This window comes from Bartonella sp. AP280QHHD (assembly GCF_042196125.1).
Taxonomy (GTDB): domain Bacteria; phylum Pseudomonadota; class Alphaproteobacteria; order Rhizobiales; family Rhizobiaceae; genus Bartonella.
The window spans coordinates 1-14266 of record NZ_JBHIPQ010000026.1 but is presented as its reverse complement, the minus strand read 5'-3'; the positions used below and the strand labels follow the sequence as shown (position 1 = coordinate 14266).

The window sequence follows — 14266 nt, the reverse complement described above, 5'->3', positions numbered from 1 at the left end:
AGGTCGCGGTCCCCTCGCTGAGAAGTGTATGGCTCAATATATGAGAGACAATAAACTTGAAGCCTGCCCGCATGGTTTTCGTTCTAGTTTACGCAATTGGCTTGCTGAAACAACCGATGCCCCCTATGAGGTCGCTGAAACTATTTTAGCTCATACGGTCGGCGGTAAAGTAGAACGTGCCTATCGTCGGACTGACTATTTAGAACAGCGCCGCGTTTATATGGATAAATGGGCGGCTTATGTCACAGGTCAATCTTAAGATATGGGGTGCATAACCCCATGATCTGTGGATAACTTTAGCTCTCTTCTCTCTCATTCTTTCTCAATAAGAGTCATAAATTATCACATCAGAAATTGTATAATAAAATATTGTTTTCTATGAATAAAACATCTTTCTAAATGAACCAAAATGTGGTTAATAAATGGTTATGATGTGTTACCATTTTTATAGTGAAAGGATTTTAGAATGACAGAAAATGATATTCTTTTAACAGACCGTGAAAGTGCAAAATTGCTTCATATGAGTGTATCAACATTCCGCCGTCATGTTACCAATGGCTCTCTCCCAAAACCTTTAAAATTTGGCTTTTTATCCCGTTGGTTACAATCAGATCTTTTGAATGTCATCGAGCAAGCAAAACAGCAACGTCAAAGTGACGCGGCATAAAAAAAACCTTGTCACATAAGGACGGACAAGGCTTTCTCAAACTCATCAATCTAGAGATAGCACAATCCGTCCTATGACGCAACGTTATAGGATTTAAAATGATGTGTTCTTTTAAGAATGCGCAAGGTATCACACGTGCCTTGCGTGGTACTTGGCATGGGCGTTATGGAACAGCCCGTTGCCCTGCTCATGATGATAGGCTGCCTAGCTTATCCCTTGCCAATGGACATGATGGGCGTCTTTTACTCACTTGTTATGCTGGCTGCTCTTTTAGAGAGATCATACAAGCGCTTATTAGAATTGGCTTGCTTGGAAAACAAGCCTTTTTTGATAAAGCTTATGATCAGACGCTCTCTTTCTCCAAACAGTTTTGTGCTGATCTCAAACGAGCAAAACAGAAAGCAGAGAGAGCAAAAGCAATTTGGCAACAAAGCCAACCAATCAAAAATACTTTAGCAGAAACCTATTTACGTATGCGGGGTATTACATGTGATTTGCCTCCCGATTTACGTTTTCACGACAAATGTTCGCACCCCTCTGGGGTTACACTGCCCGCGTTGGTTGCTCTTGTTAAGGGTGCTGGCTCCTTTGCCATTCATAGAACCTTTTTACAAGCCAATGGCTGCAAAACAGATCAAAAACCAGCAAAAGCCATGTTAGGGTCTGTTATGGGTGGTGCTGTGCATTTAAGTCAAGCCAATCCAAAACATCTGGTCATTTGTGAGGGCATTGAAACCGGTCTAGCTCTACTGTCTGGGTTGTTAACAGAGCCCGTTGATTTATGGGCGTCCCTTTCAACCCTATGAAAATGCAAAATAGATATAAAATATCTATTCTAATAGTACCTATTGAAGAAACAGTAAAAATACATTACATTAGAACTACTTTGTAACACATTAAGTGGTCGTAAAATGGCTGAGACAACATTTACCTTTCGCGTCGATGATGTATTAAAAAATGAATTTTCCAAAGCAGCAAAGGCGTGTGATAGATCTGGTGCACAATTATTGCGCGATTATATGCGCGATATCGTAAAAGAACAAAAAGAAAAAAGTGCATACGATTTATGGTTTCGGGAACAAGTTCAATTAGGGATAAATTCTGCTAATGCAAGTGATATAATGTCTTCTGAAGAAATCGAAGCAGAAGCAAAAGAATGGCGCTTAAAGACACAAAGTAAACTAGATAGATCAACTTTATGAAGCTAATTTGGACACAAGTAGCACACGTTGACCGCAAAAAGATACGTGAATACATATCACAAGATAATCCTTCCGCTGCCTTAAAGTTTGATCAACTTTTATCTGAAAAAGTAGAAAAACTTGTTAAATTTCCTACCCTTGGTCGTTTAGGACGAATTGTAAATACACGTGAACTTATTGTACATCCAAATTATATCATGATTTATGATATTTCAAATGGCGTTGTGCGTATTTTACGTGTGCTCCATACAAAGAAAAAATTTCCTTAATCAACTGTATTTTTATTTATTTTGTAATTGAAGAAAATTATTTTCTACAATACTGCGCTCCGTATCAGTAAATAATGATAAATTATTATTTTTCTAATATTGCGAATATGATTGCATAATGCACTTTGCACACCGCTTAGTTTCTACTCGTAAAAATGAAGATGACACTATTGTCAATGATGTGTCTGTTGAAAAGCTTGGGGAACTCTTAAAAGAAAACCCCCGTGGTCTCTTAATGGTGCGTGATGAATTGGCTGGCTTTTTAGCCAATCTAGAAAGAAAGGAATATCAATCAGACCGCGCCTTTTATTTAACAGCTTTTAATGGCGATGATCAATTTACTTATGACCGTATAGAGCGTGGAACCATTTTTATCCCTTATGTCACTTTATCCATGATTGGAGGCATTCAACCTTCACGCATTATTCCGCTCATTCAAGCCATACACCGTGGAATAAACGATGACGGTTTATTGCAACGCTTTCAAATGATTGTCTGGCCCGATGACAATAAAGAGTGGCAATTGGTTGATAAACCGCCCAATCAAGAGGTCTGGCAAAAGTATGAAGGGGTATTTCGCTCTTTTCGTGATAAACGCTTAGGTTCTCCCGAACAACCACTGATTATGCGTTTTTCTCCTAAAGCACAAGTGAAGTTTTATGAATGGTTCGAGCATCTTCATAAAGAGGCAAAAGGAGGTACTCACTCAGAAAGCTTACAATCGCATCTTTTAAAAATGCCAAAGACCATAGCAAGCCTTGCGTTAATTTTTGAACTTCTTGATAGTGGTGGTTTAGAAATTGGTCTCTATGCCATTACAACAGCCTTGCGTTGGGAAAAATATCTGTTAAGTCATGTCAAAAGACTTTATGCGGCGGGGGATACATTAACAGCAGAGCGTGCAAAATTAATTGTTGAACGCTGTGATTGTTTACCCGATGTTTTTATNAGCAGAGCGTGCAAAATTAATTGTTGAACGCTGTGATTGTTTACCCGATGTTTTTATAGCAAGGGATGTTTATAAACGTGATTGGAAATATTTAACAGACAATCAAACCGTTAAGCAAGCTTTAGAGCTTTTATGTCGTTGTAACTATATTCGTGAAATCTCTGGAGAGAATAACTCCCAAGGCGGTCGACCTACCATACGTTATGAATGGCACCCTTTAGTGAAAAGTCATAAGACATCACACTGAGGCAATTTGGAAATCTTATAAAACATTAAACAATATAACAGTGAACCTTTAAAGCACTTCCCATCATTAGTTTTTGGGGGGGTATGGGGGTTTTGGGGGGTCTTTTTACCCCCCCTTATATATATTTTTTAGTCAAAAATAAAAGTTATTATATTTCAATAAATTAATCTTTCAAATAAACAACCTATATTAAACATAACACATAAATACAATTTTTAATATATATCTAAGAGGGTTTTGTAGGTGTTTTGGGGGGTTTAAAAACAGACAAAACCTATCAAAATACTCATTCTGATATTTTAAAGAACGTAGTACATTTATCTTGATTAACCCGTGAAATGAATAGCAAATTTCACTACTTTGCTGATCTTATTCCATGTCATGGGCTGTTGATAAGCAGCCTTAAAGACCCCTTTTGAAAAAAATATCGGCTTTTTTTAGCAGTTTTTTTCCCTTTTTTATCGTTATTTGCTTTAAATGCATTTAATTAAATTCATTTTGATTCTTTTGATGATTATTAATCATCTCATAAGGCAAGGGATTTTTATTACAATATGCTGCAATCTATTAAGTCTGATAATGAACAATTCACTTTACGCTCCCTTTTACAATCCTATCGTGAACAGACAACTTCAAATACTCTACGAGGGAAACTGTTTGAAGATTTTGTGACAAAATATCTTATGTATGACCCTCTCCACTATGGGCGATATGAAAAAGTTGAGAGCTATTATGAATGGGCTAAAGAGCGTGAAGGTTGGAATAAAAATGATATCGGCATTGATCTGGTTGCCAAGCTTCGCAATCAAGAGGGCTATGTGGCTATTCAATGTAAGTTTTATCAAGCAGACCATCAGATCAGTAAAAAGGATATTGATAGCTTTATCGCGGCATCTGGAAAAGACATCTTTAAATATCGACTTCTCGTTGACAGCACAGAAGTGGAATTAAGTGACAATGTGAATGCCATGATTAAAGGACAAGCGATACCCGTTTATCGTATTGACCTTCGTCATATGGAAAACAGTCGGATAGATTGGCAAATATTTGCAACGAAAAAAGAAGTTGTTCTGAAATCAACAAAAGAGCCTCGTCCCCATCAAGAAGAAGCCATCAAGAAAGTCTGTGAAGGGTTAAAAGAAGCAGATCGTGGCAAGCTGATTATGGCATGTGGAACGGGGAAGACTTTCACTAGCCTTAAGATAGCAGAAACCATAGCAGGAACAGGCAAGCGTGTGTTGTTTCTGGTTCCTTCTCTGGCTTTAGTTTCGCAAACAATCCGTGAATGGACAGCCGATGCACAAGTCCCGTTGCGTTCCTTTGCGGTTTGTTCTGATACGAAAGTAGGCAAGCGTCGTAAAAACCAAGATGATATTGTTGGCATGGAAACATCAGATCTTGTTCTCCCTGCTACAACAGATGCGAAAGCCCTTGCCAAAGAAGCTTGTGAAAACCTAGCAGATGCAATGACGGTCATCTTTTCAACCTATCATTCTATCCAAGTGATTTCGGATGCACAAAATACCCATGGGTTACCTGAATTTGATCTGATCATTTGTGATGAAGCCCATAGAACAACTGGTGTTGTGTTGGGAACAGAAAAGCATGAATCTGAATTTATCAAGGTTCATGACAATAGCATTATTCGAGGCAAAAAACGCCTCTACATGACAGCAACCCCAAAGATCTTTAGTGACAAGCTGAAAAGGAATGCTTTCTTATCCAATAACGTTTTGGTGTCCATGGATAATGAAAAACTCTATGGCAAACAACTTTACACTTACAACTTTTCACGTGCTTTAGAGGATAAGCTGTTATCACCTTGTAAAGTTATCATATTAGTTGTCAACGAAGAAGAAGTAAGTCAATCCATTCAACATCTTATTACCGATAAGAATTATGAACTTATTCTCGATGATAGGACCAAGATTAATGGCTGTTATAGAGCCCTTACCAAAATGGATCTGAAACTTGATCTTGAAGATGACCCCAAGCCCATGCGTAGAGCTTTAGCTTTTTGCAAAGATATTGATACTTCTAAACGCATATGCAAAAGATTCAAAAAAGAAAAAGTGCAAGAATCTTTACGCGCTCTTCATAAAAACTATAAAGATACTCCTCCTCTTAACTGTACCCTTGCCCATATTGATGGAACCTTTAGTGCTAAAGAGCGTACAAAACAACTTGACTGGTTAAAGGAAGATGCGGGGGAAAATACTTGTCGTGTACTTACCAATGTACGCTGTCTTTCTGAAGGTGTTGATGTACCCGCTCTTGATGCTGTTCTATTTTTACACCCGCGAAAAAGTCAAATTGAGATTATTCAAGCGATCGGACGTGTAATGCGTCGAGCAGAGGGTAAAAAAAGAGGCTATATCATTCTACCCGTTGGGATACCCGCTGATATTCCGCCGGAAATAGCCTTAGAAAACAACCAAAAGTATAATGTCATCTGGCAAGTTCTCAATGCTTTACGTGCTCATGATGATAACTTTAATAAAATAATTCACCATATGCACAAAAAACAAGACGTAAGCGATGCTCTTGAAATTGTTGCTGCTTCTCAAGAACTTGCGTTAGAAGATACGACCACGGTTATTGATGATTTACCTATACGCTCAAAATTAGAGTATTCAGGACTTAATATTGGGTTAGCAACTTATGAATCCTCTCACACATGTGAAGAACAAGGAGAACTCCCCCTTTTTTCTAAATGTAAAGATGTCATTAAAGCTGCTATTGTTAATAGATTTTACGACCCTAGCTATTGGAAAAAATGGGCAATAAATGTTGGTGATCTTGCTCAAACTCATATCACACGCTTAACTGAGGTTTTGACGAAATCAGAAACTGAAACACGGCAGGTGTTTAATGATTTTATGACCGAATTACGTAGTAATTTAAATACAACTATCTCCGAACAAAATGCGATTGAAATGCTTGCGCAACATCTTGTGACGCGTCCAGTCTTTAATGCTTTATTTGAGGGGCATCAGTTTGTTCAAGAAAATCCCGTATCTTGCGCTTTACAACGTGTACTCAATGCCCTTGATAAAGTTACTCCTAAAGAAGAATCTCAAGATCTCAAAAATATTTCTAAGAGTGTACAAATTTTACACGCGTGGAATTACCACTCTTGAAGCACAACAAAGTTTAATTGTAGAGCTTTACAATGAATTTTTCCGTTATGCTTTTCCGCGTACAGTAGAAAAATTAGGCATTGTTTATACTCCCATTGAGGTTGTTGATTTTATCATTCATTCTGTTGATGATGTGTTGCGTCATGAATTTGGAAAAAGTCTAGGATCACGTGGTGTTTCTATTCTTGACCCTTTTACGGGTACTGGGACCTTTATCACACGGCTATTACAATCCAATCTCATCAAACCAGAGGATATGGAATATAAATACCGTTATGATATCCACGCAAATGAGATTGTCTTGCTAGCCTATTACATAGCAGCGATTAACATTGAATCGACGTATCATAGTATCATGAAAGGTGAGTATATCCCTTTCAAACATATTGGTTTAACCGATACATTCCGCATGCTTGAAGAGAAAAGCCTTCTGCAAAAATTATTCAAAGAAAACAGTGAATATTTAGAGCATCAAAAGAAACTGGATATCAAAGTTATCTTTGGTAACCCTCCTTATTCAACAGGTCAAAAAAGTGCTAATGATAATGCAAAGAATACGCCTTATCCGATATTAAATGACCGTATTGATGAAACTTACGCCGCTCAATCTAAAGCAAGCCTTATGCGAAATCTTTATGATAGTTATATTCGTGCCATTCGCTGGGCTAGTGATCGTATTGATAATGCTGGAGTAATCGGTTTTGTTTCTGGTTCTGGTTACATAGAAAAGTCAACAATGGATGGATTACGAAAATCTTTAGCCAAAGAGTTTACGAGCATTTATGTGCTTAATTTACGGGGGGATCTTCGCAAAAATATGTTAAGCAATGGAAGAGCTCAAGAAGGTGAAAATATTTTTGGCAATGGTAGTATGACCGGTATTGCTGTAACCTTGTTTATCAAAAATCCCAATGCTATTGGACCTTGTAAAATTTACTATCATGATATTGGTAATAATCACACAAGAGAAAAAAAGCTTAAGACAATTAAAAAATTTAGGAGCATTGATGGCATTACACGAAGTAAACAAGGTTGGCAAATAATCACACCAGATAAACATGGTGATTGGCTTGGTCAACGTGATAACAATTTTAAAGCATTTTTATCCATAAGTTATAAAAAAGGTCATGGTAAAAAGCTTTTTGATACTTATTCCTGTGGTATTGTAACTAGCCGTGATGCTTGGGTATACAATTCAAGCTATGAAGTTTTAGCGAAAAACATAAGTAATATGATTGCCTTCTATAACAGTGAAGTAAAGCGTTTTAATAATGTTTATGGACATGTTGATCCTAGGATACGTAAAAATGCTGTAGACAATTTCGTCAATACAGATACGAGAAAAATCAGTTGGAGCCGCGCTCTTAAAGAAGATTTAGCAAAAGGAAATACTTTTGAATTTGAAGCTACATGCCTTATGCAAAGTTTATATCGTCCTTTTACACAACAGTGGCTCTATTATAATCGCACCTTCAATGAAATGGTTTTACAAATGCCGCGGATATTTCCGATGGGAAAAGCGGTTGAAAATAAAGTAATTCAAATTACAGGCGTAGGAGCAAGGTGTGGTTTTTCTGTTCTTATGTCTGAAGATTTGCCTAATTTAGATTCAATAGAAAAAGGTCAATGTTTTCCACGCTATATTTACGAAGATACTACGGTTTCAAAAAGTAAAAGTGAGAAACAATCCCATTTATTTACAAATTCTATAGAGGAAAACAAAACAGCTGGTTTACAACGCTGTGATGCCATTACTGATGAAGGATTAGCACATTTTAAAGCCGCTTATCCTAATGAAACCATAACAAAAGATGATCTATTCTATTATGTTTACGGTCTACTTCATTCAGAAGATTACCGTGCTCGTTATGCGCATAATTTATGTAAAGAATTACCTCGCATTCCTTGTGTAAAGAGTGCTGATGATTTTTGGAAGTTCGTAACAGCAGGGCGTGAACTGGGTCATTTGCACGTGAATTATGAAACTGTAAAACCTTATCCAGTCACCTTTAAAAAGGGTAATCCAAAACAGACAGAGATCTCTAATCCCGAAGAATTTTACTACGTTACAGAAATGAAATTTTCTGGGAATAGTAAGGAAAAGGATAAATCGACTGTTTTTTATAATAGCAATATCATCATGACGGATATACCTCTTAAAGCTTATGAGTATATAGTCAATGGAAAGCCTGCTCTTGAATGGGTTATGGAACGTCAATGTGTTAAAACAGATAAAAAGAGCGGCATTGTTAATGATGCTAATCGCTATGCTGTTGAAACCATTGGCAACCCTGCCTACCCTCTAGAGTTATTTCAAAGGGTTATTACCGTAAGTTTAGAAACCATGAAAATCGTTAAGAACTTACCAAAATTGGAAATAAGAGAAACTGAATAACTTATAAAGCATGCTCACATAATGGGTATGATAAACTCATAAGGGGTATAGAACATAGCGATTAATCTATACCTCTCTTGTTAAGTTGATTAGATACAATCTCAAAAAGACAGTTTATATGCGTTATTCTAAAAAGAAATCCCATCTTAAAGTGAATAGGCTTCTTTTGAATTGCCTTTAAAAGATTATATCGTAATCTAAAATGAGTGCTTTATGCTTTTCAAAAGCTTTGTTTAAAGAGAGTTATGTATATTCATTTTCTTATATTACTTATAGGTTTTGAAGGTGTAAAAACCGTCAAAACCCCTCAAAACGTATATTATTAGTTGAATTTATAGGTTGTATTTTTATATAGGTTGTTTTTTAAGATCTGTAAAATCTTAACCTATTGAAATATATTGATTTTAATTTTCTCTCATTTAAAAAAAATAATGGTGGTTTAACATTGCAATTTGAAAATAAAACCACCATACAAAGAAATTTACTTCAAATTATCTGTAATCCTTTTACAGAGGAATTCATAGAAGTTACTTGCATAATATTGTGGATCCTTGGGTGGAAAATCAAAATAGAGTGCACATTCTCCATTCTGAAATTGAGAATAATCGAAGAAAAATGTCTCTCCAAAATCGGTTCTACTAACAATAAGTTGCTGTGGCATTGCAAAACCATTTTTTCTATAATTTAAGTTTTTATAAACAATATCATCACTACGAACAATCTCAAAGTTTGTATCATAAACGCTACATATTCCCTCACCACAAATTTCCCCTCTTCCATAGTTTTTTAAAAAACTTTTATAGGAAGACGTAAACTGCAAACCAAGAGTTTTCTCTGCTTTTTCAATCAGTGCATCATCAACTGCTTCATCTGTAGAGCCAAAATCGATACTATCGTTATATTTATCAACTAGTACTGCAACATCAGCTAAGGTATAGGTTTTCATAGATGATCCTCAAAACTTGCGTAACGCTCCATATTTCCCCTATCATTTGCCCCTCCTCCATAGTTTTTTCCAAAAGCTCTTGTAAAAAGGGATAGGTTGCGGAGTGGGAGTGTTCTCAATCTTTTCAATTGGTTGGTCTCCATCAGGTATCTCAACTCCCACGCTTTCTTTAATTCTTTTGCAAAGGAATTCATAAAAATTGCTAGCGTAATATTCGCAATCTTCAGATGGAAGCATGACATAAAGTGGGCATTCTCCATCCCTAAACTGCGTATAATCAAAATAAAAGGTTTCACCAAAATCTGTTCTACTTACGATAAGCTGTTCTGGTGTCGCAAAACCCCTTTTTCTATTATTTAAGTTGCGGAAAACAATATCACCAGCAGCAATACCTATTCCACAATCCCTATAAACGCTACAGATTTCATAACCTCCAATTTCTCCTCCTTTATAATTTTTTAAAAAACTCTTATAAGAAGATGTAAATTGTAAACCGAGAGCTTTCTCCGCCTTTTCAATCAGTAGATCATCAACTGCATCATCTTCAGTACCGAAATTGATAATATCATCATCATATTTATTCACTTTATCAATTAATACTGCAACATCATCTAAAGTATAAGTTTTCATAGATGATCCTCAAAACTTGCGTAACGCTCCATATTTCCTCTATCAATTTCACCTCTTCCATAGTTTTTTCCAAAAACTCTTGTAAAAAGGGATAGGTTGCGGAGTGGGAGTGTTCTCAATCTTTTCAATCGGTTGATCACCATCAGGTATCTCAGCTCCCACGCTTTCTTTAATTCTTTTGCAAAGGAATTCATAAAAATTGCTAGCGTAATATTCGCAATCTTCAGATGGAAGCATGACATAAAGTGGGCATTCTCCATCCCTAAACTGCGTATAATCAAAGTAAAAGGTTTCATCAAAATCAGTACTGCTAACGAAAAGCTGTTCTGCTGTCATAAAACCGCGTTTTCTAGCATTTAAGTTTCTGAAAACAATATCACCACCAGGGATATCTGCTCCACACTCCTTATAAAGGCTAAAGATTTCTTCACCACCAATTTCTCCTCCTACATATTTTTTTAAAAAGCTCTTATAAGAAGATGTGAATTGCAAATCGAGAGCTTTCTCCGCCTTTTCAATCCGTAGATCATCAGCCGCATTTTCTTCAGTACGAAAATTGATAATATCATTATATTTATCAACTAATTCTACAACATCATCTAAGGTATAGGTTTTCATAGATGATCCTCAAAACTTGCGTTATAAACGCTCCATATTTCCTCTATCAATTTCACCTCTTCCATAGTTTTTTCCAAAAGCTCTTGTAAAAAGGGATAGGTTGCGGAGTGAGAGTGTTCTCAATCTTTTCAATTGGTTGGTCTCCATCAGGTATCTCTTCTCCCGCGCTTTCTTTAATTCTTTTACAAAGGAATTCATAAAAATTGCTAGCGTAATATTCGCAATCTTCAGATGGAAGCATGACATAGAGTGGGCATTCTCCATCCCGAAACTGCGTATAATCAAAATAAAAGGTTTCACCAAAGTCTGTTCTACTAACAACAAGCTGTTCTGGTGTTGCAAAACCATCTTTTCTATCATTTAAGTTCTGAAAAACAATGTCATTAACAGAAACACCTATAGGATACTCATAAAGACTATAGATTTCATCACCACCAATGTCCCCGCCTTTACAATGTTCTAAAAAACTCTTGTAAGACGATGTGAATTGTAAACCGAGAGCTTTCTCCGCCCTTTCAATCACGAGATCATCAACTGCGTCATCTTCAGTACCAAAATTGATACGATCGCTATACTTATCAACTAATTCTATGACATCCGCTAAGGTATAGGTTTTCATAGATGATCCTCAAAACGTGCGTTATAAACGCTCCATATTTCCTCTATCAATTTCACCTCTTCCATAGTTTTTTCCAAAAACTCTTGTAAAAAGGGATAGGTTGCGGAGTGGGAGTGTTCTCAGTCTTTTCAATTGGTTGATCACCATCAGGTATCTCTTCTCCCGCGTGTACTATAATCCGTTTGCAAAGGAACTCATAAAAATCACTGGCGTAATATTCGCAATCGCCCAATGGAAACCTGACATAGAGTGGGCATTCACCATCCCTAAACTGCGTATAATCAAAATAAAAGGTTTCATCAAAATCAGCATCACAAACGATAAGCTGTTCTGGTGTCGCAAAACCATCTTTTCTATCGAGTAAGTTTCGGTAAACAATATCACCAACAGGAACACCTTCCCCACACTCCTTATAAAGACTAAAGATTTCTTCACCACCAATTTCCCCTCCTTTGTAATTTTTTAAAAAACTCTTGTAAGACGATGTGAATTGTAAGCCGAGAGTTTTCTCCGCCTTTTCAATTACAAGATCATCAACTGCATTTTTTGCAGTACCAAAATTGATAATCTCATCATCATATTTATTCACTTTATCAATTAATACTGCAACATCATCTAAGGTATAGGTTTTCATCAATTATTCTCCATAAATTATTCTATAAGTTTCTTTTTTCTCTTTTCATCAACCGTAGAGCATTATTGCCGATGCTCCTGTCCCCATCTGTCAAAATCTATCCCTATGATACTCCATTTCATATCAATTATTCCTCCTAAATTACTGTTTTTTTGTTCTCTATAACCTTTAGCGCGTTCCTTCCAATATTCCTCTCTCCACTTACCAAACTTTTTTCTCTCTATAAGCGATTGATGTGTTTTTGGATTAGCGTGAATCACGGAAGTATATTTGTTATGATCTTTACTACCAATTTCTGCTATGGGCCCCTCAGGCGTTTGCGATAGATGATGCAACTCAACAGGCTTGCCATCAAACCCCATAGGTGCTCTTCCTGCTTCCATTCTTTCAACATTGGTGCCCCATACTTCTTCCCCTTTTACTGTCCAACTAACAATTTTGTTAGGATCAAACAAATCGTCTCTCTGATAGGCTTTGTTTGTCTGTCCAAATTTGCTATCGGTAAATTTAGTGGGTTTCTTTTTTAACCAAAGCTTTTTTTCTTTAGCAGCAAGTTTAGTTAGTTCTTTCTTCGCCGCAAGTTTGTCAGGATCTCCCTGAGCTGCAAGTTTGGCAAGATTTTTCTTGGAAGCGAATTGGGCAAAATCTTTCCTAGCAATGAACTTGATCACAGCCTTGTTGCCAAGATTTATAGCTCCCTTGGCTGCTCCAGCTCCTCCAGCAAAGTTTTCTAATACTCCGGCTGATAATCTTCCACTTTCAAAACCAGCATTAAAAGCTCCGTCAACTCCCGCTTTTTCAATATTCTCTTTTACGTAATCTATATCCCCTATAAAGGAATCCTCAACACCTCCCCAGAATTGACCAGCACCTTCCCAGACATCATCAATCACATGTCCACTCACGACCCAAGACGCTCCTGTTCCAATGTCTTTAAAACTCTTTTCAACGCCCCCCCGTGGATTGCTAGCAAATATTATCATTTGTAACATCATGTTCTTCACAGCGCCATCAGCTAACTCGTATAGCTTGATTGGTATATCGGCAATGAGACCAGTCATAATTCCTGTCGAAAAAGTTCTATCTTGTTGTTCATCAATCTCGAACCATTTTTCGTTAACATCTCTTCGACACTGATCATCAGGGCACTCTTCTAACTCTTTCTTCATCTGAGCGCGTTGTGCACTACCCAAAAAGTTATTTGCAGCGGCATTACCAGCGGCATCGGCGCCGGCATCAACATCGCCACCGGCAAGGGCAGCAGCAACGCCCCCCGCAGCCCGTGCAACATCAATGGTGTGATCCCTAAAGTCAGCAAACTGCGCATCAATCTTTGCGTTTATACGCGCTTGCTCTTCCGCAGTTGGGGTGCGACCGTTTAGATCCCCCATTTCCTCTTTCACAATGCCTTGCACCCACAATTGAAACTGGAGCATAGCTGTGGCTTCACCCACAGCACCCCCCACAGCACCGGCTGTGCAAGCACCGCTCGCAACAGCGCCTTTTAAGCAGCCAAGTCCTGCATGGGCAACGATCTGCGTGACCGTATCTATTTTGCCTTCAGCCTTGGCGGTACCGATTTCTTCTGCCAACGATTTGCCAACCGTATCAGACAGGGCGATGCGCAGATTGTTAAAAAAGTTCTTGTCAAGAGAGCCACCCTCAAGAGCCGTTTGAACGCCTGTGCCAATGGCGGCTTTGATCAAGTTCTTTTCCGCCTCACGGGTGATGCGATCAACCAGAGGAGCCGTTTTAGGCAAAGATTGTCCAACACCTGCCATTTCGGTTAGTTGGCTGGTTAAGCCCGCCGTTAACATCGACGAGACAATGCTGAGAACATTCTTTGAAGAGCCAAGCTCATGCAAGGCGCCGGCAATATTGCCGCGATTATTGACAAGAGCCACAGCGCTTTTGTTAATCAGCGCTTGGACACCAGCCTGTATCGCCGCA

Annotated in this window: 9 protein-coding genes and 4 pseudogenes; 7 read left to right on the top strand and 6 right to left on the bottom strand. The window is 37.7% G+C overall.

The window, feature by feature from the left end; translation table 11 throughout:
- The 7 genes and pseudogenes from ACFIMK_RS03280 to ACFIMK_RS03250 form a co-directional block, all read left to right on the top strand.
- Positions 1-259 (top strand): annotated as a pseudogene (locus ACFIMK_RS03280) (integrase); the annotation flags it as partial.
- Positions 260-466: 207 nt separating this feature from the next.
- Positions 467-667 carry an AlpA family transcriptional regulator gene (locus tag ACFIMK_RS03275; RefSeq protein ID WP_007347209.1) on the top strand — a complete coding sequence of 67 codons (201 nt, stop codon included), beginning with the start codon at positions 467-469 and terminating at the stop codon, positions 665-667.
- 98 nt (positions 668-765) lie between these two features.
- Positions 766-1467 (top strand): annotated as a pseudogene (locus ACFIMK_RS03270) (virulence-associated protein E); the annotation flags it as partial.
- A gap of 111 nt (positions 1468-1578) precedes the next feature.
- A complete protein-coding gene (locus ACFIMK_RS03265) occupies positions 1579-1869 on the top strand; it encodes a CopG family ribbon-helix-helix protein (protein ID WP_375610963.1) in 291 nt (96 codons plus the stop codon).
- Positions 1866-2138, top strand: coding sequence for a type II toxin-antitoxin system RelE/ParE family toxin (locus tag ACFIMK_RS03260; protein ID WP_375610964.1), 273 nt, complete (start codon positions 1866-1868; stop codon positions 2136-2138). The genes ACFIMK_RS03265 and ACFIMK_RS03260 overlap by 4 nt, the downstream gene beginning before the upstream one ends.
- Before the next feature lie 139 nt (positions 2139-2277).
- Positions 2278-3334 (top strand): annotated as a pseudogene (locus ACFIMK_RS03255) (DUF3987 domain-containing protein); the annotation flags it as partial.
- A 554-nt stretch (positions 3335-3888) separates the two neighbouring features.
- Positions 3889-8869, top strand: a pseudogene (locus ACFIMK_RS03250) (DEAD/DEAH box helicase).
- A 481-nt stretch (positions 8870-9350) separates the two neighbouring features.
- On the opposite strand, the gene ACFIMK_RS03245 reads toward ACFIMK_RS03250, so the two are convergent.
- The 6 genes from ACFIMK_RS03245 to ACFIMK_RS03220 form a co-directional block, all read right to left on the bottom strand.
- Positions 9351-9815 (bottom strand): SMI1/KNR4 family protein, encoded by a 465-nt coding sequence (locus ACFIMK_RS03245; RefSeq protein WP_375683120.1) that lies wholly within the window; start codon positions 9813-9815, stop codon positions 9351-9353.
- Between the two features lie 42 nt (positions 9816-9857).
- Entirely contained in the window at positions 9858-10445 is a 588-nt protein-coding gene (locus tag ACFIMK_RS03240; RefSeq protein WP_375612469.1) for an SMI1/KNR4 family protein, read from the bottom strand.
- Between the two features lie 48 nt (positions 10446-10493).
- Positions 10494-11063 carry an SMI1/KNR4 family protein gene (locus tag ACFIMK_RS03235; RefSeq protein WP_375612468.1) on the bottom strand — a complete coding sequence of 190 codons (570 nt, stop codon included), beginning with the start codon at positions 11061-11063 and terminating at the stop codon, positions 10494-10496.
- Positions 11064-11115: 52 nt separating this feature from the next.
- Positions 11116-11682, bottom strand: coding sequence for an SMI1/KNR4 family protein (locus ACFIMK_RS03230; protein WP_375682053.1), 567 nt, complete (start codon positions 11680-11682; stop codon positions 11116-11118).
- Between the two features lie 52 nt (positions 11683-11734).
- The gene (locus ACFIMK_RS03225) at positions 11735-12316 is read right to left on the bottom strand and encodes an SMI1/KNR4 family protein (protein ID WP_375612460.1); all 582 of its coding nucleotides are present in this window, start codon (positions 12314-12316) and stop codon (positions 11735-11737) included.
- Between the two features lie 62 nt (positions 12317-12378).
- Positions 12379-14266: DUF637 domain-containing protein (locus tag ACFIMK_RS03220; RefSeq protein WP_375683119.1), on the bottom strand; the 1888-nt coding region annotated here is incomplete at its 5' end.